The organism is Rubrivivax sp. JA1055 (assembly GCF_020966565.1).
Classification (GTDB): Bacteria; Pseudomonadota; Gammaproteobacteria; order Burkholderiales; family Burkholderiaceae_C; genus Rubrivivax; species Rubrivivax benzoatilyticus.
In genome coordinates this window covers 383,943-409,170 of record NZ_JAJKFP010000006.1, presented here as the reverse complement: position 1 = coordinate 409,170, position 25,228 = coordinate 383,943, and the positions used below count along the sequence as shown (strand labels likewise).

The 25,228-nt window shown below is 71.1% G+C and carries 20 protein-coding genes; 9 read left to right on the top strand and 11 right to left on the bottom strand.

Annotated elements, in window-relative coordinates; genetic code table 11:
* Complete coding sequence (locus LOC65_RS11290) at nucleotides 1-693, bottom strand: fumarylacetoacetate hydrolase family protein (RefSeq protein ID WP_009856861.1); 693 nt, start codon at nucleotides 691-693, stop codon at nucleotides 1-3.
* Nucleotides 694-756: 63 nt separating this feature from the next.
* On the opposite strand from LOC65_RS11290, the gene LOC65_RS11285 reads away from it, so the two are divergent.
* Nucleotides 757-1,302, top strand: coding sequence for an NUDIX hydrolase (locus LOC65_RS11285; protein WP_009856860.1), 546 nt, complete (start codon nucleotides 757-759; stop codon nucleotides 1,300-1,302).
* A 17-nt stretch (nucleotides 1,303-1,319) separates the two neighbouring features.
* On the opposite strand, the gene LOC65_RS11280 is transcribed toward LOC65_RS11285, so the two are convergent.
* Nucleotides 1,320-2,741 (bottom strand): EAL domain-containing protein, encoded by a 1,422-nt coding sequence (locus LOC65_RS11280; RefSeq protein ID WP_230247539.1) that lies wholly within the window; start codon nucleotides 2,739-2,741, stop codon nucleotides 1,320-1,322.
* A 260-nt stretch (nucleotides 2,742-3,001) separates the two neighbouring features.
* Between LOC65_RS11280 and LOC65_RS11275 the strand changes: the two genes are divergently transcribed.
* Nucleotides 3,002-3,304: a high-potential iron-sulfur protein gene (locus LOC65_RS11275; protein ID WP_009856858.1), complete on the top strand. Its 303-nt coding sequence runs from the start codon at nucleotides 3,002-3,004 to the stop codon at nucleotides 3,302-3,304.
* A 94-nt stretch (nucleotides 3,305-3,398) separates the two neighbouring features.
* On the opposite strand, the gene lpdA is transcribed toward LOC65_RS11275, so the two are convergent.
* From lpdA to aceE, 3 genes are read right to left on the bottom strand one after another with little or no spacing between them, the layout of a single operon-like run.
* Nucleotides 3,399-5,147: a dihydrolipoyl dehydrogenase gene (gene lpdA, locus LOC65_RS11270; RefSeq protein ID WP_230247538.1), complete on the bottom strand. Its 1,749-nt coding sequence runs from the start codon at nucleotides 5,145-5,147 to the stop codon at nucleotides 3,399-3,401.
* Between the two features lie 12 nt (nucleotides 5,148-5,159).
* A complete protein-coding gene (gene aceF / locus LOC65_RS11265) occupies nucleotides 5,160-6,824 on the bottom strand; it encodes a dihydrolipoyllysine-residue acetyltransferase (RefSeq protein WP_230247537.1) in 1,665 nt (554 codons plus the stop codon).
* A gap of 28 nt (nucleotides 6,825-6,852) precedes the next feature.
* The gene (gene aceE, locus LOC65_RS11260; RefSeq protein WP_230247536.1) at nucleotides 6,853-9,555 is read right to left on the bottom strand and encodes a pyruvate dehydrogenase (acetyl-transferring), homodimeric type; all 2,703 of its coding nucleotides are present in this window, start codon (nucleotides 9,553-9,555) and stop codon (nucleotides 6,853-6,855) included.
* 164 nt (nucleotides 9,556-9,719) lie between these two features.
* Here aceE and LOC65_RS11255 point away from each other — a divergent pair, with 164 nt between their 5' ends.
* From LOC65_RS11255 to LOC65_RS11235, 5 genes are all read left to right on the top strand, one after another.
* Nucleotides 9,720-12,308 (top strand): PAS domain-containing sensor histidine kinase, encoded by a 2,589-nt coding sequence (locus LOC65_RS11255; RefSeq protein ID WP_230247535.1) that lies wholly within the window; start codon nucleotides 9,720-9,722, stop codon nucleotides 12,306-12,308.
* Nucleotides 12,305-12,928: a response regulator transcription factor gene (locus tag LOC65_RS11250; RefSeq protein ID WP_009856189.1), complete on the top strand. Its 624-nt coding sequence runs from the start codon at nucleotides 12,305-12,307 to the stop codon at nucleotides 12,926-12,928. Before LOC65_RS11255 ends, LOC65_RS11250 begins: the two co-directional genes overlap by 4 nt.
* Before the next feature lie 73 nt (nucleotides 12,929-13,001).
* The gene (gene folD / locus LOC65_RS11245; RefSeq protein WP_230247534.1) at nucleotides 13,002-13,853 is read left to right on the top strand and encodes a bifunctional methylenetetrahydrofolate dehydrogenase/methenyltetrahydrofolate cyclohydrolase FolD; all 852 of its coding nucleotides are present in this window, start codon (nucleotides 13,002-13,004) and stop codon (nucleotides 13,851-13,853) included.
* Complete coding sequence (locus LOC65_RS11240; protein ID WP_230247533.1) at nucleotides 13,850-15,892, top strand: M3 family metallopeptidase; 2,043 nt, start codon at nucleotides 13,850-13,852, stop codon at nucleotides 15,890-15,892. Before folD ends, LOC65_RS11240 begins: the two co-directional genes overlap by 4 nt.
* Before the next feature lie 9 nt (nucleotides 15,893-15,901).
* The gene (locus LOC65_RS11235; protein WP_230247532.1) at nucleotides 15,902-16,519 is read left to right on the top strand and encodes a glutaredoxin family protein; all 618 of its coding nucleotides are present in this window, start codon (nucleotides 15,902-15,904) and stop codon (nucleotides 16,517-16,519) included.
* On the opposite strand, the gene LOC65_RS11230 is transcribed toward LOC65_RS11235, so the two are convergent.
* Both LOC65_RS11230 and LOC65_RS11225 read right to left on the bottom strand, forming a co-directional pair.
* Nucleotides 16,516-17,694 (bottom strand): MFS transporter, encoded by a 1,179-nt coding sequence (locus tag LOC65_RS11230; RefSeq protein WP_230247531.1) that lies wholly within the window; start codon nucleotides 17,692-17,694, stop codon nucleotides 16,516-16,518. The two genes, LOC65_RS11235 and LOC65_RS11230, sit on opposite strands and share 4 nt — an antisense overlap.
* Complete coding sequence (locus LOC65_RS11225; protein ID WP_230247530.1) at nucleotides 17,687-18,958, bottom strand: DNA recombination protein RmuC; 1,272 nt, start codon at nucleotides 18,956-18,958, stop codon at nucleotides 17,687-17,689. Before LOC65_RS11225 ends, LOC65_RS11230 begins: the two co-directional genes overlap by 8 nt.
* A 161-nt stretch (nucleotides 18,959-19,119) precedes the next feature.
* Between LOC65_RS11225 and LOC65_RS11220 the strand changes: the two genes are divergently transcribed.
* Entirely contained in the window at nucleotides 19,120-21,372 is a 2,253-nt protein-coding gene (locus tag LOC65_RS11220; RefSeq protein ID WP_230247529.1) for a trehalose-6-phosphate synthase, read from the top strand.
* Nucleotides 21,369-22,139 carry a trehalose-phosphatase gene (gene otsB, locus LOC65_RS11215; RefSeq protein WP_009858685.1) on the top strand — a complete coding sequence of 257 codons (771 nt, stop codon included), beginning with the start codon at nucleotides 21,369-21,371 and terminating at the stop codon, nucleotides 22,137-22,139. The genes LOC65_RS11220 and otsB overlap by 4 nt, the downstream gene beginning before the upstream one ends.
* Here otsB and LOC65_RS11210 read toward each other — a convergent pair whose 3' ends face one another.
* The 4 genes from LOC65_RS11210 to LOC65_RS11195 are packed head-to-tail and all read right to left on the bottom strand — an operon-like array spanning nucleotide 22,140 to nucleotide 25,209.
* On the bottom strand, nucleotides 22,140-23,126 hold the full coding sequence (locus LOC65_RS11210; protein WP_230247528.1) for a D-glycerate dehydrogenase: 987 nt from the start codon (nucleotides 23,124-23,126) through the stop codon (nucleotides 22,140-22,142).
* Nucleotides 23,127-23,828 carry a nitroreductase gene (locus LOC65_RS11205; protein WP_230247527.1) on the bottom strand — a complete coding sequence of 234 codons (702 nt, stop codon included), beginning with the start codon at nucleotides 23,826-23,828 and terminating at the stop codon, nucleotides 23,127-23,129. It abuts the gene before it with no gap.
* Nucleotides 23,825-24,268 carry a thioesterase family protein gene (locus tag LOC65_RS11200; RefSeq protein WP_009858682.1) on the bottom strand — a complete coding sequence of 148 codons (444 nt, stop codon included), beginning with the start codon at nucleotides 24,266-24,268 and terminating at the stop codon, nucleotides 23,825-23,827. The genes LOC65_RS11205 and LOC65_RS11200 overlap by 4 nt, the downstream gene beginning before the upstream one ends.
* Complete coding sequence (locus tag LOC65_RS11195; RefSeq protein ID WP_230247526.1) at nucleotides 24,265-25,209, bottom strand: histone deacetylase; 945 nt, start codon at nucleotides 25,207-25,209, stop codon at nucleotides 24,265-24,267. Before LOC65_RS11195 ends, LOC65_RS11200 begins: the two co-directional genes overlap by 4 nt.
* Nucleotides 25,210-25,228: the final 19 nt, after the last annotated feature.

Below are 25,228 nucleotides of genomic sequence, written 5' to 3'. Positions count from 1 at the left end.
TCACCTCACGGCCACGCGCAGGGTGCCGAGGCCCTCGATGGCCCCGTCCATCACGTCGCCCGGCACCACGGCCCCCACGCCTGCCGGCGTGCCGGTGAAGATCAGGTCGCCGGCTTGCAGTTGCCATGCGCGGCTGAGCTGTTCGATCGTCTCGGCAATGCTCCAGATCAGGTCGGACAGATCGCCCTTCTGCCGCGGCTGGCCGTTGACGGCGAGCGTGATCGCGCCGCGTTCGAGCGTCCCGCAGCGTGTGCGCGGCACCAGCGGGCCGATCGGCGCCGACTGCTCGAAGGCCTTGCCGATCTCCCAGGGCCGGCCCTGCTTCTTCATCTCGTTCTGCAGGTCGCGGCGCGTCATGTCCAGACCGACGGCATAGCCCCAGATGCAGTCGGCGGCCTCGGCCGCCGGGATGTCGCGACCGCCGCGGCCGAGCGCGACGACGAGCTCGATCTCGTGGTGCAGATTCTTCGTCAGCGACGGATAGTCCATCGTGCCGGTCTCGCCGTCGGCCACCGGCAGCAGCGCATCGGCCGGCTTCATGAAGAAGAACGGCGCTTCGCGGCCGCTGTGGCCCATCTCCTGCGCGTGTTCGGCGTAGTTGCGGCCGACGCAGAAGATGCGCCGCACCGGGAACGCGCCGCCGCCGGCCACCGGCAGCAGGACGGGAGCGGGAGCAGGCAGGACGAGTTGCATATCCAGGATCAAGACGGTGGGCGATGAAACGATGATGCCACGCGCCGCCGCTACACTGCCGCCATGTTCGAGCCCCGCCGCATCCGCCATTGCCGGGCCTGCGGCCAGCCCGCCCGCTACGAGGTGCCGGCCGAGGACACGCGCGAGCGCGCGATCTGCACCGCCTGCGGCGAGATCCACTACGAGAACCCGATCAACGTCGTCGGCACCGTGCCCGTCTGGAGTGACCAGGTGCTGCTGTGCCGGCGCAACATCGAGCCGCGCCGCGGCCTCTGGACGCTGCCGGCCGGATTCCTCGAGCTCGGCGAGAGCACGGCCGAGGGCGCGATGCGCGAGACCGACGAGGAAGCCGGCGCGCGCATCGAGCTCGGTGCGCTGTTCACGGTGCTGAACGTCGTCAGCGCCGGCCAGGTGCATTTCTTCTACCTCGCGCGGCTGCACGACACGCGCTTCGCGCCCGGCCCTGAGACGATCGAGGCGCGGCTGTTCCGCGAGCACGAACTGCCCTGGGACGAACTCGCGTTCCGCACCGTGCGCGAGACCTTGCGCCTGTATTTCGCCGACCGCGCCCGCGGCCGCTTCGAGGTGCACGCCGGCGACATCCGCTGAGACGCGCCGGACGGCGCTCAGCCCGCTGCTCGGCCCGCTGTCCGCACCGCCGGACCGGTGGCCGCGTCGAAGCCCAGGTCGAACAGCGTGCGCAGGTCAGCCGCGTCGTCGACGCCTTCGGCCACCAGCGACAGCCCCATCGCATGGGCCAGCGCCGCCAGCCCGGCGGCGAACTCGCGCACCGCCGCATCGGTGGCGCTGCCGCGCACGAAGCAGGCCTCGATGCGCACATGGTCCAGCCCGAGGTCGGCCCAGCGCACGAAGGCCTGCGTCGAGGCCCCCGCGTGCTCGACGCCGACACGCACCCCGGCGGCCCGCCAGGCACGCGCGGCTTCGCCCAGCCTCGACAGCGCACGTTCGAGCCAGACCCCGTCGCCGACGTCGATCAGCAGCCGGCGCGCAGCCTCCGGTTCGGCCAGCAGGCGCTGCTCGACTTCGGCGATGAAGCCGGGCGTGCCCAGCGACGCGGCGCCGACGTGCACGCAGCGCGCGCGCTCGTCGCGCGAGCAGGCCAGCAGCGCAAGCTCGATCGCCGACAGGTCCACACGCGGCAGCAGGCGCGAGCGCGAGGCCATCGCCAGCCAGCGCTGCGCCTCGCGGAACGGGCCGCCGGCCTCGAGCTGCAGGCGCAGCGGGCACTCCAGGTGCAGCACCTGGCCGTGGCGGTCGCAGACCGGGAACTCGGCCAGCCGCGCGCGGCCGTCGTGCAGCGCCTCGGCGATCCGGTCGCGCCAGACCTGCTCGCCCTGCACACCGTCACCGGCGGCGTGGATCTCGATGCTGAACGGCCCGGCGGCCTCGGCCTGGGCCAGCGCCAGGCCGGCGGCGGCCATCGCGTCGCCGGACTCGCCACTGCGCAGGCCGTCGGCAGCACCGATGACGATCTCGATGCCGCCCGGGCCGGCGGCCGGGGTGGCACGCAAGGCCTGCAGCAGCGTTCGGGCGGTTTCGTCGGCGACGCCGGCCGCCGGCAGGCACAGCGCGAAGTCGGTTTCGTTCAAGCGCCCGGCAAACGCCCCGTGCACGCGCCTCGGGTAGGCGTCCAGCGCCTCGGCGACGAGCGCCAGGCGCCGCTCCAGCGGGTCGTCGCCGAGGCGCAGCCCCAGCGGCCCGAGATTCAGCGCCCGCAGCAGCAGCAGCGAACACTCCGGCGCCGCGCCCTGCCCCAGCACACCGGCCAGGCGGCCGAGGAAATGGCGGCGGTTGGGCAGCCCCGTGACGGGATCGGTGTGGGCACGCAGCCGCAAGGCCTCGACCTGCGCCGCCGCCGGCCGAGCATCGGCGTGAGCAGGCGGTTTCGGCAGGTCGGCCACGGCGTCACGCCGCGCCGCGTACCAGGACGCCAGGCGACGGCGCAGCAGGTCGGTCATCGAGTCGGGAAGCTGCGACACGATCGGGCACTCCGCTTCGGCGCCGGACATGCGGCGCACGCCCAGCATGCCAGCAGCTTCGTCAGCGCAGGCGCAGGACTTGAGGCATGCACCGCAAAAGCGTGGCAAAACACTTCAATTCGCAGATGCGAATCATTTGCATTCGCTGCATTTGCCTGCCAATGACGTCCATTCACGACGTAAAGCCGACCGACATGCGATCTATGTCAGCCGAATAAGCTCATGATGCGTTAACGTCCAGGGTGTCCACTCAACCGCGCGCCGACGCGATGGGTGACCTGAATCGACTTTCCTTTCGGAGACCGCGAATGACCTCTCGTCGTGAATTCATCCAGATCGTCCCGCTCGCCGGCGCCGCGCTGCTGACTGGCCGCAGCGCCATGGCCGCCCCGGTGGACGAGAAGGACCCGCAAGCCGTTGCCCTGGGCTACGTCTCGGACGCCGCCAAGGCCGACAAGGCCAAGTACAAGCAGTTCGTCGCCGGTTCGCACTGCGGCAACTGCGCGCTGTTCCAAGGCAAGGCGACCGACCCCGTCGGCGGCTGCCCGCTGTTCGCCGGCAAGCAAGTCGCGAACAAGGGCTGGTGCTCGGCCTGGGCCAAGAAGGCCTGAGGAAACCCGATCGCCCGCGCCACCGACGCGGGCCGGTGTTTCACCCCTGAAGAGGGCTCCCGCGGGAGCCCTCTTTCTTTTGCGTGACGCGCCGTCAGCGGCGCGCCGGCGGCAGGTCGGTGCAGCTGCCGTGTGCCGCCTCGGCGGCTAGGCCCAGCGACTCGCCCAGCGTCGGGTGCGGGTGGATCGTGCGGCCGATGTCGACCTCGTCGGCGCCCATCTCGATGGCCAACGCGACCTCGCCGATCATGTCGCCGGCATGCGTGCCGACGATGCCGCCGCCCAGGATGCGGTGCGTCTGGGCGTCGAACAGCAGCTTGGTGAAGCCTTCGTCGCGGCCGTTGGCAATCGCCCGGCCGGAAGCCGACCACGGGAACAGGCCCTTCTTGACGGCCACCCCGCGCGCCTTGGCGTCGTCCTCGGTCAGGCCGACCCAGGCGACCTCGGGGTCGGTGTAGGCCACACCCGGGATGACGCGGGCGTCGAAACGCGCCTTGTCGTCGCCGGCGGCGACTTCGGCCGCGACGTGGCCTTCGTGCACCGCCTTGTGCGCCAGCATCGGCTGGCCGACCAGGTCGCCGATCGCGAAGATGTGCGGCACGCTGGTGCGCATCTGCACGTCCACCGGCACGAAGCCGCGTTCGTCGACCTTGACGCCGGCACGCTCGGCGCCGATCGAACGCCCGTTCGGGCGCCGGCCCACGGCCTGCAGCACGAGGTCGTAGAGACCGTCGCTGCGCGTGCCGTCAGCGGCCTCGAACTGCACGCGGATGCCGTCGGCGGTGGCTTCGGCGCCGACCGTCTTCGTCTTCAGCATCAGCCGGTCGAAGCGGTGGGCGTTCATCTTCTGCCAGACCTTGACAAGGTCGCGGTCTGCACCGGCCATCAGACCGTCGAGCATCTCGACGACGTCCAGGCGCGCGCCCAGCGTCGAATAGACGGTGCCCATCTCCAGACCGATGATGCCGCCGCCGATGACGAGCATCTTCTTCGGCCTCTGGCGCAACTGCAGCGCACCGGTGGAGGTGACGATGCGCTCGTCGTCGGGCAGGAAGGGCAGCTTCACCGCCTCGGAGCCGGCGGCGATGATCGCCTGGGCGAAGCGGATCGTCTGCGTACCACCGGCCGAGAGCTCCAAGGCCAGCTCGTGCGGCCCGGCAAAGGCGCCGACGCCCTGCACCACCGTCACCTTGCGCATCTTGGCCATCGCGGCCAGCCCGCCGGTGAGCTTGGAGACGACCTTCTGCTTGTGCGCACGCAGCTGATCGAGGTCGATCTGCGGCGCGCCGAAGCTGACGCCGGCGGCTGCCAGGTGCGCCGCTTCGTCGACGACCGCGGCGACGTGCAGCAGCGCCTTGCTCGGGATGCAGCCGACGTTCAGGCAGACGCCGCCCAGCGTCGGGTAACGCTCGACGAGCACGACCTTCATCCCCAGGTCGGCGCCGCGGAAGGCGGCCGAATAACCGCCCGGGCCGCCGCCCAGCACCAGCAGGTCGCAGTCGTCGGCGCCGCCGGACGCGGCGGCCGCCGGGGCCGGCACGGGCGCTGCAGGCTGCGGGGCGGGCGCGGCAGGAGCCAGGGTCGCCGGAGCGGGCGCCGCCGCCCCGGCGGTCTCGATGCTCGCCAGCACCGAACCCTGGCGGACCTTGTCGCCGACCTTCACGGCCAGGCTCTGCAGCACGCCGGCGTGCGGTGACGGGATCTCCATCGACGCCTTGTCGCTCTCGACGGTGACCAGGCTCTGCTCGGCCTTGATCGTGTCGCCGGGCGCGACCAGCACTTCGATGACGGCGACCTCGTTGAAGTCGCCGATGTCGGGAACACGGATCTCGATGACGGCCATCGTCGTGCCCCCTTACAGCATCACGCGGCGGAAATCCGCCAGCACCGACGCCAGGAAGGCGTTGAAACGCGCCGCCGCGGCGCCGTCGATGACGCGGTGGTCCCAGCTCAGCGACAGCGGCAGCATCAGGCGCGGCACGAACTCGCGGCCGTTCCACTGCGGCTTCATCGTGCTGCGGCAGACGCCGAGGATCGCGACCTCGGGCGCGTGGATGATCGGCGTGAAGTAGGTGCCGCCGATGCCGCCCAGCGAGCTGATCGAGAAGCAGCCGCCGGACATCTCGGCCGGCGTCAGCTTGCCGTCGCGGGCCTTTTTCGCCAGCTCGGCCATCTCGCGGCTGATCTGCAGGATGCCCTTGGAGTCGACGTCGCGAATCACCGGCACGACCAGCCCGTTGGGCGTGTCGGCGGCGAAGCCGATGTGCACGTACTTCTTCAGCACCAGCTCGTCGCCGTCGAGCGACGCGTTGAACTCGGGGAACTGCTTCAGTGCCGCGGCGCAGGCCTTGATCAGGAAGGCCAGCATCGTGACCTTGACGCCCGACTTCTCGTTCTCCTTGTTCAGCTGGACACGCAGCGCCTCCAGCTCGGTGATGTCCGCGTCCTCGTGGTTGGTGACGTGCGGGATCAGCACCCAGTTGCGGTGCAGATTCGCGCCGCTGATCTTCTTGATGCGCGACAGCGGCTGGCGCTCGACGGTGCCGAACTTCGTGAAGTCGACCTGCGGCCAGGGCAGCAAACCCGGCAGCGTGCCGCCGGCCGCGGCTGCCGGAGCGGCCGGCGCCTTGGCCTTCTGAGCGCTGGTCTGGGCCTCGCCGGCCATCACGCCCTTGACGAAGGCCTGCACGTCTTCCTGGGTGATGCGGCCCTTGGGGCCGCTGCCCTTGATCTCTTCCAGCGGCACGCCGAGCTCACGCGCATAACGCCGGATCGACGGCGAGGCATGCGGCAGCGCGGCCGAGACCGGCGCCGTCGGGTCGTGCGCCGGCACCGGGGCGGCGGCGGGCGCGGCGACCGGGGCGGCGGCGGCTGCCGGAGCCGGGGCAGCCGGAGCGCTTGCGGGGGCCGGTGCCGCGGCCGGTGCCATCGGCGCGCTGGCCGCCGCGACCTCGAGCACCGCGATCACCGAACCGCGGCTGACCTTGTCGCCGAGCTTGACCTTCAGCTCGCGCAGCACGCCGCCGTGCGAGGACGGGATCTCCATCGAGGCCTTGTCGCTCTCGACGGTGATCAGGCTCTGCTCGGCCTTGATCGTGTCGCCGGGATTGACGAAGACCTCGATGACCGTGACTTCGGCGAAGTCGCCGATGTCGGGCACCAGGACCTCGACGCGGCCGATCGCCGCAGCGGCCGCCGGCGCTGCCGCGAGCGCTGCAGGCGCAGGCGCCGCGGGTGCGGCCACGGGTGCCGCGGCCGGCGCCGCCGGTGCTGCGGCGTCGTCGCCCACCTCGAGCAGCGCGATCAGGCTGCCCTGGCTGACCTTGTCGCCGAGCTGGATCTTCAGCTCGCGCACCGTGCCGGCGCGCTCGGCCGGGATCTCCATCGAGGCCTTGTCCGACTCGACCGTCGCCAGCGACTGGTCCAGCGCGATCGTGTCGCCCGGCTTGACCAGCAGCTCGATGACCTCGACCTCCTTGAAGTCGCCGATGTCGGGGACCTTCAGTTCCACCACCGCCATGGGTTATCTCCGTTCGTCTTTTCGATTCTCAGGCGTACAGCGGGTTCGGCTTGGCCGGGTCCAGACCGTACTTGGCGATCGCCTCGGCGACCTTGGCCGGCGGCACCGTGCCCTCCTCGGCCAGCGCCTTCAGCGCGGCGACGACGATGTGGTGGCGGTCGACTTCGAAGTGCGAACGCAGCCGGCTGCGGAAGTCGCTGCGGCCGAAGCCGTCGGTGCCCAGCACCTTGTAGACGCGGCCCTTGGGCATGAACGGGCGGATCTGCTCGGCGTAGTTCTTCATGTAGTCGGTCGACGCGACGACCGGCCCGGCATGCGCGCCCAGTTGCTGCGCGACGTAGGGCACACGCGGCTCGGCCGTCGGGTTCAGCAGGTTCCAGCGTTCGCAGTCCTGGCCGTCGCGTGTCAGCTCGTTGAAGCTCGGCGCGCTCCAGACGTTGGCCGACACGCCCCAGTCGGCGGCCAGCAGGTCGCGTGCGGCCTGGGCTTCGCGCAGGATCGTGCCGCTGCCCAGCAGGTTCACCTTGGGCGGGTGCTCGGCGCCGGGCTCCAGCAGGTACAGGCCCTTGATGATCTGCTCCTCGGTGCCGGGTTTCAGGCCGGGCATCGGGTAGTTCTCGTTGAGCAGCGTGACGTAGAAGAAGACGTTCTCCTGCTGCTCGACCATGCGCTTGAGGCCGTGGTGCAGGATGACGCCGACCTCGTGCGCGAAGCTCGGGTCGTAGCTGACGCAGTTCGGGATCGTGCCGGCCAGGATGTGGCTGTGGCCGTCCTCGTGCTGCAGGCCCTCGCCGTTGAGCGTCGTGCGCCCCGAGGTGCCGCCCAGCAGGAAGCCGCGCGCCTGCATGTCGCCGGCGGCCCAGGCCAGGTCGCCGATGCGCTGGAAGCCGAACATCGAGTAGTAGACGAAGAACGGGATCATGATCCGGTTGTTCGTCGAGTACGAGGTCGCCGCGGCGATCCAGCTGGCCATGCCGCCGGCCTCGTTGATGCCTTCCTGCAGGATCTGGCCGGCCTTGTCCTCGCGGTAGTACATGACCTGGTCGCGATCGACCGGCGTGTACTTCTGGCCCTCGGGGTTGTAGATGCCGATCTGGCGGAACAGGCCTTCCATGCCGAAGGTGCGCGCCTCGTCGACGAGGATCGGCACGACACGCGGGCCCAGCGCCGGGTCACGCAGCAGCTGCGTCAGGCAACGCACGTAGGCCTGGGTGGTGCTGATCTCGCGGCCTTCGGCGGTGGGCTCGAGCACGGCCTTGAAGGTCTCCAGCGGCGGCACGACGAAGCTCTCCTCGGCCTTGCGCCGGCGCGCCGGCAGGTAGCCGCCCAGCGCCTTGCGGCGCTCGTGCAGGTAGCGCATTTCCGGCGTGTCGTCGGCCGGCTTGTAGAACGGGATCTTCGGCAGCTCGCTGTCCGGGATCGGCACGTTGAAACGGTCGCGGAAGTAGCGGATGTCGTCGTCGCTGAGCTTCTTGGCCTGGTGCGCGGTGTTCTTGCCTTCGCCAGCCTTGCCCATGCCGTAGCCCTTGACGGTCTTCACGAGCACGACGGTCGGCTGGCCGGTGTGGGCGTTGGCGCGGTGGAAGGCGGCGTAGACCTTGTTGGCGTCGTGGCCGCCGCGGCGCAGCTGCCAGATGTCGCTGTCGCTCATCTTGGACACCATCTCCAGCGTGCGCGGGTCGCGGCCGAAGAAGTGCTTGCGCACGAAGGCGCCGTCGTTGGCCTTGAAGGCCTGGTAGTCGCCGTCCAGCGTGTCCATCATGATGCGGCGCAGCGCCCCATCCTTGTCGCGCGCCAGCAGCGGGTCCCAGTTGCTGCCCCAGATCAGCTTGATGACGTTCCAGCCGGCACCGCGGAACTCGCCTTCGAGCTCCTGGATGATCTTGCCGTTGCCGCGCACCGGGCCGTCCAGGCGCTGCAGGTTGCAGTTGACGACGAAGATCAGGTTGTCGAGCTTCTCGCGCGCCGCCAGGCCGATGGCGCCGGTGCTCTCCGGCTCGTCCATCTCGCCGTCGCCCAGGAACACCCAGACCTTGCGCTTGGAGGTGTCGGCGATGCCGCGCGCGTGCAGGTACTTGAGGAAACGCGCCTGGTAGATCGCCATCAGCGGGCCCAGGCCCATGCTGACGGTCGGGAACTGCCAGAAGTCGGGCATCAGCTTCGGATGCGGGTAGCTCGACAGCCCCTTGCCGCCGACTTCCTGGCGGAAGTTCAGCAGCTGCTCCTCGGTCAGGCGTCCTTCCAGGAAGGCGCGGGCGTAGATGCCGGGCGCGCTGTGGCCCTGGATGTAGAGCAGGTCGCCGCCATGACCTTCGCTGTCGCCGTGCCAGAAATGGTTGAAGCCGGCGGCGAACATGTGCGCCACCGAGGCGAACGAGCTGATGTGGCCGCCCAGGTCACCACCGTCCTCCGGGTGCAGGCGGTTGGCCTTGACGACCATCGCCATCGCGTTCCAGCGCATCGCCGCACGCAGCCGGCCCTCGAGCTCGAGATTGCCGGGGCTGCGCTCCTCCTCGTGGGGCGGGATCGTGTTGACGTAGGCGGTGTTGGCCGAGAACGGCATGCCGACACCGGAACGGCGCGCCTCGTCGATCAGCTGATCGAGCAGGTAGTGCGCCCGCTCGGGGCCTTCGTTGGCGATGACCGCCGACAGCGCCTCCAGCCATTCGCGCGTCTCCTGCGCGTCGTGGTCCCGGGGGTCGCCCGGCAGGGCCTCCGGCATTGCGGACATGCTTGTCTCCTTTGTGGTCGATCTCGGACGGCGGGGAGTTTGTCACGTGCCACGCATTCCGAATAGTGCAGGGCTTTATCGCATTGCGAGATATGAGACCCGGAGCACGCCGACTCGGCGTTGCCCCCGGGCGGATTTCGCCGGCACGCTCGGGATAATGGGTCATGGCTCCGAAATCCGCTTCCCCGTCCGGCCGCGCGGCGCCGGCCACCCGCCGCCGCCGCCCGTTCGCCGGCTGGTGGCGCGGACTCTCGCCGGCGCGCCAGGACCGGCTGGCGACGCTCGGGCCGCTGATGTCGGTGCTGCTGTTCCTCGCGGCGATCACCGCGGCCTTCTGGTATCTGCGCAACGAGGAGATCGTGCGCGAGACCGAGTCGATCAAGCGCGACGCCGAGCTGACCCAGCAGCAGATCGGCCTGCGCCTGATCCAGAACCAGGAACTGCTGACGCCGGTTGCGCGCGAGATGGTCGCGCCGGGCCTGTCGCCGGAGCGTTTCATCGAGCAGGCGACGGCGTTCTCCAAGGACCGGCCCGAGGTCATCCAGGTGAGCTGGGTCGGGGCCGACCGCGTTCCGATCGCGATCCACCTCGCCACGCTGTACGCGCCCGACGCGAGCGTGCGCGAAGGCCGCCCCGGCGCGCAGGCGCCGCTGGCCCCGCTGACGGCCCGCAACGGCGCCGCGGCGCAGGCCTTCGACAGCGCCCGCACGACCCGGCTGCCGACCTACTCCGGCTCCTTCGTCGACGACATCGGCAACCCGTACTTCCAGCTGCAGATGCCGCTGATCGAGCGCGGCCGCTTCAGCGGCGTGCTGGTCGTCGAGTACTCGGTGGACACGCTGCTGCGCAACTTCGTGCCCGAGGACGTGGCGCGGCGGCACATGGTCTCGGTCGTCGACCAGTACGGCAGCGTGCTGGCCAGCACCGTGACGCGCCTGCCCGACGCCGCCGGCGGCCGCGAGCCGCTGGTCAGCGACGCGCCGCTGACGCCCGCGCTGAACGGCCTGATGCTGCGTGGCCAGGGCTACCCGACGTCCAAGGGCCTGGTCAGCAACACGCTGTTCTGGATGGTCGTCGCGCTGGCCGGGCTGACGGTCTGGATGCTGCTCGGCACCTGGCGCCACATGCGCCACCGCGTGCGCATCCAGGAGGCGCTGACCCAGGAGACCAACTTCCGCCGCGCGATGGAGAACTCCATGCCCACCGGCATGCGCGCGATGGACCTGGACGGCCGCATGACCTACGTGAACGCGGCCTTCTGCCAGATGACGGGCTTCGCCGAGCACGAGCTGATCGGCCGCCTGCCGCCCTTCCCGTACTGGCCGCCCGACCGTGTCGAGGAGAACGGCCGCTTCCTGCAGCTCGAGCTGCAGGGCCGCAGCCCGTCGGGCGGCATCGAGGTCAAGGTGATGCGCAAGGACGGCCTGGTCTTCGACGCGCGCATGTACGTCTCGCCGCTGATCGACCCCAAGGGGCAGCAGACCGGCTGGATGACCTCGATGACCAACATCACCGAGGCCAAGCGCATCCGCGACCAGCTCTCGGCCTCGCACGAACGTTTCACGACCGTGCTGGAGGGCCTGGACGCCTCGGTCTCGGTGCTCTCGGTGCAGCAGGGCGAGCTGCTGTTCACCAACCGCTCGTACCGGCTGTGGTTCGGCGGCGACGCACGCGGCCACGCGCTGCTGACCGGCGGCGCCACGCCGGCCGAGTTCATGCCCGGCGCCGAGGACGACGTCGACCAGCTCTCCGGTCTGCCGACGCACGAGCTGACCGAGGTCGGCACCAGCCCGCGCGAGGTCTTCGTCGAGTCGCTGCAGAAGTGGTTCGACGTGCGCTCGCGCTACCTGCAGTGGACCGACGGCCGGCTGGCGCAGATGCTGATCGCCACCGACATCACCGCCCGCCGCCGCGCCGAGGAGCAGACCGCGATGCAGGCCGAGAAGGCGCAGGTGACGAGCCGGCTGGTGACGATGGGCGAGATGGCCTCGTCGGTCGCGCACGAGCTGAACCAGCCGCTGACGGCGATCACCAACTACTGCAACGGCATGGTCTCGCGCGTGAAGGCCGGCAGCATCTCGCAGGACGACCTGGTGGCCGCGCTGCAGAAGACCGCGCGCCAGGCCGAACGCGCCGGCCAGATCATCCACCGCATCCGCTCGTTCGTGAAACGCAGCGAGCCGCAGCGCCAGCCGGCGCAGGCCCAGCAGATCGTCGAGGACGCCGTCGACCTGGCCGGCATCGAGCTGCGCCGGCGCCAGGTGGCGATCCACACCTACGTCGCGCAGCGCCTGCCGACGCTGATGTGCGACCCGATCCTCGTCGAGCAGGTGCTGCTGAACCTGCTGAAGAACGCCGCCGAGGCGATCGACAGCGCCGCGCTGCCGCCGGCACGGCGCCACATCGAGCTGTCGGTGGTGCCACGTTACGCCCAGGAGGAAGGCGACGTCATCGAGTTCAGCGTCACCGACATGGGCCCGGGCATCAAGGAGGAAGTGCTGGGCCGGCTGTACGAAGCCTTCTTCTCGACCAAGGCCGAAGGGCTGGGCATCGGGCTGTCCCTCTGTCGCTCGATCATCGAGTCTCACCGAGGGCGGATGAGGGCCCAGAACCTCTACAATGGCCACCACATCGTCGGCTGCCGTTTCGCCTTCACCCTGCCCGTCGACATCGCGGCGCGCCACGAGGCGGCAGGCACGGGAGACGAGGCGGGCAAGGCGGTTTCATCCACCACCACCGTCACCTCCACATGAGCCTGATCCCCAAGAAGGGCACCGTCTACGTCGTCGACGACGACGAGGCCGTACGCGATTCGCTGCAGTGGTTGCTGGAAGGCAAGGACTACCGCGTCAAGTGCTTCGACTCGGCCGAGTCCTTCCTCGCGCGCTTCGACCCGCGCGAAGTGGCGTGCCTCATCGCCGACATCCGCATGGACGGCATGAGCGGCCTGGAACTGCAGGACCGCCTGCTCGAACGCAAGAGCCCGCTGCCGATCGTCTTCATCACCGGCCACGGCGACGTGCCGATGGCCGTCACGACGATGAAGAAGGGCGCGATGGACTTCATCGAGAAGCCCTTCAAGGAAGAGGAACTCGTGTCGCTGGTCGAACGCATGCTCGACCAGGCGCGCCAGGCCTTCAGCCAGCACCAGGAGCAGGCCAGCCGCGACGCGCTGCTGGCGCGCCTGACGACGCGCGAGTCGCAGGTGCTCGAGCGCATCGTCGCCGGCCGCCTGAACAAGCAGATCGCCGACGACCTGGGCATCAGCATCAAGACAGTGGAGGCGCACCGCGCCAACATCATGGAAAAGCTCAACGCCAACACCGTCGCCGACCTGCTGAAGATCGCGCTCGGCGCGCACGGCAAGGCCTGAGCCGCCCCCGAAACACCCGTCCCCCGAGGCCGCTGCCCCAGCGGCCTTTCTCGTTTGTGGAGCCGATAGAAGAATGACCGCCCAGCTGATCGACGGCGTCGCGCTGTCCCGAACCCTCCGTGCCGGCGTCGCCGAACGTGCCGCCGCCCTGCCCCGTCGCCCGGGTCTGGCCGTCATCCTCGTCGGCGAAGACCCGGCCAGCGCGGTCTACGTGCGCAACAAGATCAAGGCCTGCGGCGAGAGCGGCCTGCACTCGGTGTTCGAGAAGTACGACGCCGACCTCGCCGAGGACACGCTGCTGGCGCGCATCGCCGCGCTCAACGCCGACCCGGCGATCGACGGCATCCTGGTGCAGATGCCGCTGCCCCGGCACATCGACCCGCAGAAGGTCATCGCCGCGATCGCGCCCGAGAAGGACGTCGACGGCTTCTCGGTGCTGTCGGCCGGCGAGCTGGCCAGCGGCCTGCCCGGCCTGCGCCCGTGCACGCCGTTCGGCTGCATGAAGCTGATCGAGAGCACCGGCCAGAGCCTGAAGGGCAAGCACGCGGTCGTCATCGGCCGCAGCAACACCGTCGGCAAGCCGATGGCGCTGCTGCTGCTGCAGGCCAACGCCACCGTCACCGTCTGCCACAGCGGCACCGCCGACCTCGCCCACCACGTGCGCCAGGCCGACGTCGTCGTCGCCGCGGTCGGCCGGCGCAACACGGTCACCGCCGACATGGTCAAGCCCGGCGCGATCGTCATTGACGTCGGCATGAACCGCAACGACGAAGGCAAGCTCTGCGGCGACGTCGATTTCGCCGCCGTGCGTGAAGTCGCCGGCTGGATCACGCCGGTGCCGGGTGGCGTCGGCCCGATGACGATCACGATGCTGCTCGTCAACACGCTGCAGGCGGCCGAGACGGCCCAGGGCGTCGCGCGTTGAACCCGCTGCTCGACTTCACCGGCCTGCCGCGTTTCGCCGAGATCCGCGCCGAGCACGTCGTGCCGGCGGTCGACGCGGTGCTGGCCGAGGCCGACGCGGCGCTGGAAGCCGCCGTCTCCGACGCCGTGCCGGCCGAGTACGAGGCGTTGTCGCTCGCGCTGGACGTGCCGGTCGAGCGCCTGCGCCGAGCCTGGAGCGCGGTCGGCCATCTGCAGGCCGTCGCCGACACGCCCGAGCTGCGCGCCGCCTATGGCGAGGCGCTGCCGCGGGTCACCGACTTCCTGACCCGCCTGGGCGCCGACGAACGCCTGTACGCCAAGTACAAGGCGGTCGCGGCGCGGCCCGAGGCCGCGGCGCTCGCCCCGGCGCGCCGCAAGGCGCTGGCCGATGCGCTGCGCGACTTCGTGCTCGGCGGCGCCGAGCTGCGGGGCGCGGCGCGCGAACGTTTCGCCGCCATCCAGTCGCGCCTGGCCGAGCTGTGCCAGAGCTTCGGCGAACACGTGCTCGACGCCACCGACGGCTTCGCGCTCTACGTCGAGACGGCGGCGCTGGCCGGGGTTCCGGCCGACGTCGTCGAGGCCACACGCGCCGCGGCCGCCGCCGAAGGCCGCGACGGCCACAAGCTGACGCTGCACGAGCCGGGGCTGCGCCCGGTGCTGCAGTACGCGCACGACCGCGCCCTGCGCGAGCAGCTGTTCCGCGCCGACGCCACGCGTGCCAGCGAGTTCGGCGCCGCCGAGCTCGACAACGGCCCGCTGATCGCCGAGATCGTCGCGCTGCGCCAGGAGGAAGCCGCGCTGCTCGGCCTGGCCAGCCATGCCGAGGTCTCGCTGGTGCCGAAGATGGCCGAGACGCCGGCGCAGGTGATGGACTTCATCCGCGACCTCGCGCAGCGCGCACGGCCTTTCGCGCAGGCCGACAAGCAGGAACTCGAAGACTTCGCCGCACGCGAGCTCGGCCTGTCGCCGCTGCAGCCCTGGGACCGGCGCTACGCCAGCGAACGCCTGAAGCAGTCGCGCTACGCCTTCTCCAACGCCGAGGTCCGCCAGTACTTCACCGAGCCGCGGGTGCTCGATGGCCTGTTCGATCTGGTGCGCACGCTGTTCGAGGTCGAGATCGTGCCCGCCGAGGCGCCGGTCTGGCACCCCGACGTGCGTTTCTGCGAGCTGCGCCGCGACCGCCGCACGATCGCCGGCGTCTACCTGGACCTCCACGCCCGGCCCGGCAAGCAGTCCGGCGCCTGGATGGACGACGCGCGCGGCCGCTGGCAGCGGCCCGACGGCGGCGGCCTGCAGTGGCCGCTGGCGCACCTGGTCTGCAACTTCGCGCCGCCGGTCGGCGACAAGCCGGCGCTGCTGTCGCACGACGACGTCGTCACGCTGTTCCACGAGTTTGGCCACGGTCTGCACCACATGCTGACCCAGGTCGACGAGCTGGCGGTGGCCGGCATCAGCGGCGTCGAGTGGGACGCCGTCGAACTGCCCAGCCAGTTCATGGAGAACTTCGCCTGGGAGTGGGAGGTGCTGTCACGGCTGTCGGCGCACGTCGACACCGGCGAGGCGCTGCCGCGCGAGCTCTTCGAGCGCATGGTCGCGGCGAAGAACTTCCAGAGCGGGCTGATGATGCTGCGCCACGCGGAGTTCGGCCTGTTCGACATGCGGCTGCACGCCGAGCCGGGCGCCGAAGCGCGCGTGATGGCGCTGGTCGAGGAGGTGCGCGCCGAGATCGGCGGCTGGGCGATGCCCGACTGGCATCGCTTCCCGCACAGCTTCACGCACCTGTTCGACGGCGGCTACTCGGCGGGCTACTACAGCTACGCCTGGGCGGAGGTGCTGTCGGCCGACGCCTTCAGCGCCTTCGAGGAAGCCGGCGTCTTCGACCCGGCGACCGGGCGCCGTTTCCGCGAATGCGTGCTCGAGGCCGGCGGCAGCCGGCCGGCGCTGGAGAGCTTCGTCGCCTTCCGCGGGCGTGAACCCCGTCTCGATGCGCTGTTGCGCCACCAGGGCATGACGCTCCCCGGCGCCGCCGTCCTGCGCTAGATTGCCGCCATGCTCCGCACGCGCCAACTCGCCGCCGCCATCACGCTCGCCGCGACCTGCCTGCCGGCCTGGTCGCTGTACAAGGTGATCGGGCCCGACGGCAGCGTGACCTACACCGACCGGCCGTCGGTCGCATCCAACGCGCGCATCACCAGCATCGGCCGCCACGGCGAGTCGACGCCGCTGGGCGATGCCTCGCTGCCGCTGGAGCTGCGCCAGGCCAGCGCGCGTTACCCGGTCGTGCTCTATGCCGCGGCCGAATGCCCGCCCTGCGACAGCGCACGCACGCTGCTGCAGCAGCGCGGCGTGCCCTATCGCGAGCGCGCCGTGGCCAGCGACGACGACACGCTGGCGCTCGAACGCCTGACCGGCGCGCGCACCGTGCCGGCGCTGACGGTCGGCCAGCAGGTGCTGCGCGGCCTGTCGCCCGCCGACTGGAACGCCTACCTCGACGCGGCCGGTTATCCGCGCGAGTCCAAGCTGCCCAGGAGCTGGCAGCCACCCGCGGTGACGCCGCTGGCCGAGGGCCGGGCGTCCCCGCCGCCGGCCGCAGCCGAGCCCGCGCAGGTGCCGCCCCCAGCACCGCCCGCCGCCGGGGCTGGCGACGACGCCGGCATCCGCTTCTAGCCGCCCGGCCGCCGCGCCATCCACGAGCCGGCGCCGACCGCGCCGCCGACGGCCCAGAACAGCACCGCCGCGCCGACCACCGTGCCGGCGGCGCCGAAGACCAGCGGCATCACCGTGCTCGACGCGTTGATCGCCATCGAGCGGAAGGCCAGCGCCTCGCCGTGGCGGTGCGCCGGCGTCAGCTGGTGCAGCGTCGACATGATCATCGGCTGCACCGCGCCCAGCGTCACGCCCAGCAGCACCGCGCAGCCGCCCATCGACCACGGCGACGAGGCCAGCGGATAGGCGGCGAAGACGACGCCGGTGCCCAGCATCGCGGCGCGCACGACGGTGGTCTCGTCGAGCCGGTGGGCGATCCACGGGATCAGCACGCGCACCGCCGTCACCGACAGCGTGAAGGTGCCCAGCACCAGCCCGATCGTCGAGGCGCTGTAGCCGCGCTCGTGGCCGAGGATGGGCACCGCGAAGCTGTGCACGTCCCAGCACATCGACAGCAGCCAGTTGACCAGCAGCAGCCGCTTCAGACCCGGCGCATCGAGCAGGTCCCACGACGTTCCATGCCGTGGGGCCTGCGCAGCGGGCACCACACGCTCGACCCGCCGCGCACTGAACAGCGTCACCAGAGGCAGCAGCAGCATCAGCGCGTAGCCGGCGGCGAAACCCGCGAGGTCGATCGCGAAGCCGATCGCCACCGGGCCGACGACATTCGAGAACGACGGCGCGATGCCCAGCCAGCTGAAGATGCGCACGCGCTGCGGCCCGTCGTGCGCAGCCAGCCCGGCGGTGCGCTGGATCGTCAGCATGCCCATGTTGGCGCCGGCGCCGGCCAGCATCGCCGCCAGGCACAACAGCCCGAAGCCGGCCCTGCCGCCGGCGAAGTCGGCGGCCAGCGCCAGCAGCAGCGCCGCCGTCACCAGGCCGATGGCGATGTGCACCGGCCGGTGGTAGCCGTGGCGGTCGGCCAGGCGCCCGGAGTGCAGCGCCAGCACCACCGGCGCGGCGGCGAACAGCGCCAGCAGCAGGCCCACAGCCCAGGGGCTGTAGCCCTCGCGCAGCGCCTGCAGCGGCGCGGCCATGCGCAGGCCCGCCATCGCCGCGTGCAGGCCGACCTGGCCGGCGATCAGTGCCGCCAGCCAGCCCCGGCCGTGCGCCGGCGCGGCGGCCGCGTCAGCCATCGCGGCCGTCGCCGGGCAGCAGCTCGACCGCACGCTCCTCGGGCAGGGCCTCGACGCCCTTCAGCTGGCGCGCCATCTGGCGCGTGCGCACCTCGGCCTGGTCGATCGCGCCGTGCGCTTCCTCGAGCTTCTTCTTGGTCTTGGCGAGCACGTCGCCGAACTTGCCGAACTCGGTCTTCACCGCACCGAGCACCTCCCAGACCTCGGCCGAGCGGCGCTCCAGCGCCAGCGTGCGGAAGCCCATCTGCAGGCTGTTGAGCGTCGCCAGCAGCGTCGTCGGCCCGGCCAGCATCACACGCTGCTCGCGCTGCAGCGCGTCGACCAGCCCGGGGCGGCGCAGCGCCTCGGCGTACAGGCCTTCGGTGGGCACGAACAGGATCGCGAAATCGGTGGTGTGCGGCGGCGCGACGTACTTCTGGCGGATCGTGCGCGCCTCGGCACGCAGGCGCTGCTCGATGGCACGCGCCGCGGTCTCGACGCCGGCGGCGTCGGCGCGTTCGTGGGCGTCGAGCAGGCGCTCGTAGTCCTCGCGCGGGAACTTGGCATCGATCGGCAGCCACAGCGGTGCGCCGTCCTTCTGGCCCGGCAGGCGGATCGCGAACTCGACACGCTCGTTGCTGCCCGGCACGGTGGCGACGTTGGCCGCGTACTGCTCGGCGGTGAACACCTGCTCCAGCAGCGCGGCGAGCTGCACCTCGCCGAAGACGCCGCGGGTCTTCACGTTCGTCAGCACCCGGCTCAGCGCGCCGACGTCGCGCGCCAGCGTCTGCATCTCGCCCAGGCCGCGGTGCACCTGCTCCAGGCGCTCGGCGACCTGGCGGAAGCTCTCGCCCAGGCGCTGCTCCAGCGTCGATTGCAGCTTCTCGTCGACGGTCACGCGCATCTGCTCGAGCTTGCGCTCGTTGCCCTCCTGCAGCGCGCCCAGGCGGCGTTCGTTGGCGTCCGACAGCGATTGCAGCCGCTCGGCCAGCGTCTCGCCGAAACGCCGCATCGAGGCCTCGGCCTGCACCTGCGACGCGGCGAGCTGGCGGCGGATCGCATCGATCTGCTCGTTCTGCGTGCGCTGGTTCTCGCCGCCATGGGCCAGCAGCGAACGCTGCAGCGTCGCCAGGTCGGCGCGCAGCGTCGTCGTCGTGCGCGCCAGTTCGTCGCGCAGTTCGGTTTCCAGTCGGCGCTCGGCGCCGTCGTCGGGACGGCGCAGCGCGATCCAGGCCAGCAGCAGCAGGTTCAGCGCCAGCAGCGCCGGAACGGTCCAGTCGGGCATCACACGATTGTCTCAGGCCCGGCCCGGCGCTGGCGGCGCCAACGGAAGCGGGATTCATGCCCGCGATCCGTGAGGGTTCTCACGAAGGCCGGAGGGTGGTCGGTACAGTGGGCGGCCTTGTCCACCACCACGGGCGCGCCGGCGCCCGTTCTGCTGCCCTGATGCGAACCCTGCGCCTACAGCTTCGCTTCCTGCTCCCGCTGGTCGCGACGCTGGTGGCAGCCGCCTACCTGGCCCTGCCGCTGATGGACAAGCTGACGCTGCGCTGGTTCGCGCGCGACCTGACGACCCGCGGCAACCTCGTCGCCAACACGCTGTCCGACTCGATCGTCGAGTCGCTGTCCGACGGCCGCCGCGCCAACCGCCTGCGCAGCCTGTTCAACCGCGCCGTCCAGGACGAACGCATGGTCGCCATCGGCCTGTGCGAACCCGGCGACCGGCTGGCGGTGGCCAGCTACGGCTTCCCGCCCGACCTGTCCTGCGCCCAGGTGCGCGAGGCCGCGTCGCGCCCCGACCCCGAGCTGTCGATCGCCGGCGGCACCGTGCATGCCGGCATCTATCCGGTGCAGGGCGAGACCGGCCAGGTCGGCGAGCTGGTGCTGCTGCAGGACATGAGCTTCATCGAGCGCCGCAGCCAGGACACGCGGCGCTACCTGCTGATCCTGATCATCGCGCTGGGCGTGACGATCTCGCTGATCACGATGGTCGTCGCCCAGGTCAGCTGGCGCGGCTGGATGCGCGGCGCACGCGCGCTGCTGCGCGGCGAAGGCATCGTGCGGCCGCTGGTCGACGAGCCCTCGCCCGAACTCGAGCCGCTGGCGCTGGAGCTGCGCTCACGGCTGCGCGACCTCGAAGACGAGTACCGGCGCTCGCTGGGGCTGGAGTCGGAGTGGAACGCCGAACGCCTGCGCCTGCTGCTGCGCACGCAGCTGCGTGGCGACGAGGTCATCGTCGTCTCCAACCGCGAGCCCTACCTGCACCAGCGCAACGAAGACGGCAGCGTCGTCGTCAAGCGTCCGGCCAGCGGCCTGGTGACCGCCGTCGAGCCGGTGATGCGCGCCTGCTCGGGCACCTGGATCGCGCACGGCAGCGGCAGCGCCGACCGCGAGGTCGTCGACGCGAACGATCGCATCCGCGTGCCGCCGGGCCACGAGGACTACACGCTGCGCCGCCTCTGGCTCACCGAGGAAGAGGAAGCCGGCTACTACTACGGCTTCGCCAACGAAGGCCTGTGGCCGCTGTGCCACGTGGCCCACGTGCGGCCGGTGTTCCGCGAGTCCGACTGGCAGCGTTACCGCGAGGTCAACCAGCGTTTCGCCGACGCGGTGGTCGCCGAGGCGCGCAGCGAAGACCCGATCGTGCTGGTGCAGGACTACCACTTCGCGCTGCTGCCGGCGATGGTGCGCGCCAAGCTGCCGCGCGCGACCATCCTCACCTTCTGGCACATCCCCTGGCCCAACCCCGAGAGCTTCGGCATCTGCCCGTGGCGGCGCGAGCTGCTCGAAGGCATGCTGGGCAGCACGATCCTGGGCTTCCACACGCGCTACCACTGCAAGAACTTCATCGAGACGGTGGACCGCTATCTGGAGGCGCGCATCGAGCACGAGCACTCGGTCGTCTCCTACCGCGACGACGAGACCTTCATCGAGAGCTACCCGATCTCGATCGAATGGCCCGACGACGAGACGGTGGCGCGCCGGCCTTCGGTCGACGAGTGCCGCCAGGCCGTACGCCGCCGCCTGGGCCTGCCCGAGGACCAGCTGATCGCCTGCGGCGTCGACCGCTTCGACTACACCAAGGGCATCGTCGAGCGTCTGCACGCCGTCGAGCGCCTGCTGGAGAAGTACCCGCGCTGGATCGACCGCTTCAGCTTCGTGCAGGTGGCCGCGCCGACGCGCAGCTCGCTGCCCGAGTACCGCGTCTTCCAGGACCGCATCAAGGAGATCACCGAGCGCATCAACACGCGTTTCGGCAACGAACACTGGCAGCCGGTGCGGCTGCTGGCCGAGCACCACGACAGCGACGCCGTCAACGAGCTCTACCGCGCCAGCGAGGTCTGCGTCGTCACCAGCCTGCACGACGGCATGAACCTGGTCTGCAAGGAGTACTGCGCGGCGCGCGACGACGAAGCCGGCGTGCTGATCCTGAGCCGCTTCGCCGGCGCCGCGCGCGAGCTCAACGAGGCCTTGATCGTGAACCCGTACCACGTCGAGGAAACCGCCGACGCCCTGCACCGCGCGCTGACGATGCCGCGCGCCGAGCAGCGCGAGCGCATGGCCAGCCTGCGCATGACGATCCGCGAGGCCAACGTCTTCCGCTGGGCCGGCCTGATGCTGGCCGACGCCGGGCGCTCGCGCCTGCGCGAACGCATCGAGGCGCGTGTCGAGCGCTACCGCCACCGCAGCAGCCGATGAACACACCCAGACGCCATCTCTTCTCGCCCGAAGGCCACGCCGCCTTCGACGCCCTGTGCCGCCGCGACCCGCTGCTGGCCTTCGACTTCGATGGCACGCTGGCACCCATCGTCGCTCGCCCCGAGGACGCGCGCATCTCGGCGGCGCTGTCACGCCGGCTGGCGCAGCTGGCGGCACGCCGGCCGCTGGCCATCGTCACCGGCCGTGCCGTCGACGACGTGCGCCCGCGGCTGGGTTTCGAGCCCGGCTGGATCGTCGGCAACCATGGCGCCGAGAACACGATCGAACCCGCGTCGGCCGAGACGCTGCAGGCGCTGGACACGCTGCGCCAGCGACTGGCCGACGCCGAGCCGGCGCTCGCCGCCGCCGGCGTGCGCATCGAGGACAAGCAGCATTCGTTCGCCCTGCACTACCGCCTGGCGCGCGACCGCGACGCGGCGCTCGCCGAGATCGACGCCCGGCTCGGCACGCTGGACACCGGCCTGCGGCGCTTCGGCGGCAAGTGCGTCGTCAACGTCGTCGGCGCCGACGCGCCGGACAAGGCCGACGCCGTCTTCTCGCTGGTGGCCGCGGCGGGCTGTGACAGCGCGCTCTTCGTCGGCGACGACCTCAACGACGAGGTCGTCTTCGAACGTGCGCCGCTGCACTGGCTGACCTTGCGCGTCGGACGCGAGCCGACCTCGCAGGCACGGTTTTTCCTCGACAGCCAGTCCGAGGTCGCGCAGCTGCTCGAGCAGCTGCTGGCGCAGCTGCCCGAACGGCGCTGATCAGCGCGGCGCCAGCACCTGCGGGTTGACCGGCGTCGGCGGCGTGCCGCCGGTCAGCGCGGCGATCAGGTTGTCGGCCGCCAGATCGGCCATCGCGCGGCGCGTGGCCACCGTCGCGCTGGCGATGTGCGGCGTCAGCACGACGTTGGGCAGGTCCAGGAAACCCGGGTCGAAAGCCGGCTCGCCTTCGAAGACGTCCAGCGCCGCGGCGGCGATGCGGCGCTCGCGCAGCGCCTCGATCAGCGCCCGGTCGTCGACGATGCCGCCGCGCGCGACGTTGGTCAGCGTCGCCGTCGGTTTCATCGCCGCCAGTTCGGCCGCGCCGATCGCATGGTGGCTCTCCGGGCTGTACGGCAGCACCAGCACCAGGTGGTCGGCTTCGGCCAGCAGCGTCGCCTTGTCGACCCAGCGTGCGCCGATCGGCGCTTCCTGCTCGGCCGGCAGGCGGCTGCGGTTGTGATAGATGACCTTCATGCCGAAGCCCAGCGCGCCGCGGCGCGCGATGGCCTGGCCGATGCGGCCCATGCCGAGGATGCCCAGCGTCGCGCCGTGCACGTCGCTGCCGGTGAGCGTGTCGTAGCGCCAGCGTTTCCACTGGCCGGCCCGCAGGAAGCGCTCGGACTCGCTCATGCGGCGCGCGGCGGCGAGCATCAGGCCGAAACCGAAGTCGGCCGTCGTCTCGGTCAGCACGTCGGGCGTGTTGGTCGCCAGCACGCCGCGCGCGTTGAAGGCGGCGATGTCGAGGTTGTTGTAGCCGACCGCCATGTTGGCGACGACCCGCAGCTGCGGGCAGGCGTCGAGCAGCGCGGCGTCGACCTGCACGCTGCCGGTGGCGAACAGGCCGGACTTGCCGGCCAGACGGGCGAGCAGCTCCTCGCGGCTCCAGGGCGTGTCGTCGGGGTTGGCTTCGACGTCGAAATGCTGGCTCAGGCGCTCGACGACTTCGGGGAACACGGCTCGGGCGACGAGCACGGCGGGACGGGACATTCAGGACTCCAGGAAACGCGCGAAACCCGCGACGGGTTCGCGCTCGGTGACGAGGGCATTCTCCGGCGCCTCGGGGTCGGCGTATCCGAGCGCCATGCCGCAGACGAGCATCTCGTCGGCAGGCAGGGCCAGCTCGTCGGCGACGATGCGGTGGAACTGAGTAAACGCAGCCTGCGGGCAGGTGTCCAGCCCGCGCGCGCGGGCGGCGACCATCACGTTCTGCAGAAACATGCCGTAGTCCAGCCAGCTGCCCTGGCCGAGCACGCGGCCGATCGTGAAGATCAGGCCCACCGGCGCGTCGAAGAAGGCGTAGTTGCGGCCGTGCTGCTCGTGCATGCGCTGCTTGTCGCCCTTGGCGATGCCCAGCAACCCGTACAGGTCCCAGCCGACCTTGCGCCGGCGCTCGATGTAGGGCGAGACCCATTCGGCCGGGTAATAGGCGTACTCCTCGGCGTGGCGCGCCCGTTCGGCCGGGTCGTCGTAGGCGGCGCGGATGCGCGCCGACAGCCGCGCCTTGGCGGCGCCGGTCAGCACCGTGACCTTCCAGGGCTGCACGTTGGTGCCCGAAGGCGCGCGCGAGGCGACTTCGAGGATGCGTTCGACGGTCTCGCGCGGCACCGGGTCGGGGCGGAAGGCGCGGATCGAGCGGCGCGAGGTGATCGCGGCGTCGACCGCAGCGATGGAGTCGGGCGTCGGTGTCATGCGGGAACGACGAGCGGTTGCAGGGCGGCGAGCAGCGCCGGCGGCAGCGCGACCGGGCGCCGTGTGGCCCGGTCGACGTAGACGTGCACGAAGTGGCCGGCGGCGGCCGTCACCGGCTCGCCTTCGGCGAACAGGCCGACCTCGTAGCGCACGCTGGAGCGGCCCAGGTGCGCGACACGCAGCCCGGCGTCGACGCGCTGCGGGAAGGCCAGCGGCGCGAAGTAGTGGCACTGCGTCTCGACGACCAGGCCGATGACCTCGCCGGCGTGCATGTCCAGCGCGCCGGCGTCGATCAGCCAGCGGTTCACCGCGGTGTCGAAGAAGCTGTAGTAGACGACGTTGTTGACGTGGCCGTAGACGTCGTTGTCCATCCAGCGAGTCGTGATCGAGTCGAAACGCGGGTAGTGGCTGCGCGGCAGCGGCTGCGGGCGGTGGCTCATGCGGGCGATTCTCCGGTCCAGGCGCGCTGCGCCGCCAAGGCGTTTTCCAGCGTGCGGCGCTGGATCTCGACGGTGACGGCGATGTCGCGGCCGTAGCCGCCGGCCATCGTCACGGCGACCGGCACGTGGCGTTCGGCGAGCGCCGTGAAAACGCGCCGGTCGCGTTCGGCCAGGCCTTCGGCGCTCAGCTTCAGCCGGCCCAGTCGGTCGCCCTCGTGCGGGTCGGCGCCGGCCAGATAGAAGGCCAGCCCGGGCGGCGTGCGCAGCCGGCGCCAGGCTTCGGACAAGGCGGCGTCCAGCGCCGCCAGGTACTCGGCGTCGGCGCAGCCGTCGGGCAGCTCGACGTCCAGGTCGCTCGCTTCCTTGCGGAACGGGAAGTTCTTCGCGCCATGCAAGGACAGCGTGAAGACGCTGGCGTCGTCGCGGAAGATCGAGGCCGTGCCGTTGCCCTGGTGCACGTCGAGGTCGACGACCAGCACCTGCAGCCCGGCGCGGTGCACGCGGTACCACTCGGCCTGCATCAGCCGCGCCGCCACCGCGACGTCGTTGAAGACGCAATAACCCGAGCCTTTGTGGGCATAGGCGTGGTGCGTGCCGCCGGCCAGGTTGGCGGCGACACCGTCGCCGTCGAACAGCGCGGCGCGCGCCGCGGCGATCGTCGCGCCGACCGAATGCCGGGCACGTTCGGCCATCGCCTCGCTCCACGGGAAGCCGATCTCGCGCTGCTGCGCGGCGCTGGTCGTGCCGTGCGCCACGGCGTCGATCCAGGCCGGCTCGTGCGCCAGCGCCAGTTCGCCGTCGCTGGCCGCGGGTGCCGGCTCGACCACGATCTGCGGCAGCGTCGCCGCCACCGCCTCGCGCAGCAGGCGGTACTTGTGCATCGGGAAGGGGTGGCCGGCCGGCAGCGGCAGCACGAAGCGGTCCGAGTGGAAGGCGCGCATCGCGATCGATTCTAGGAAC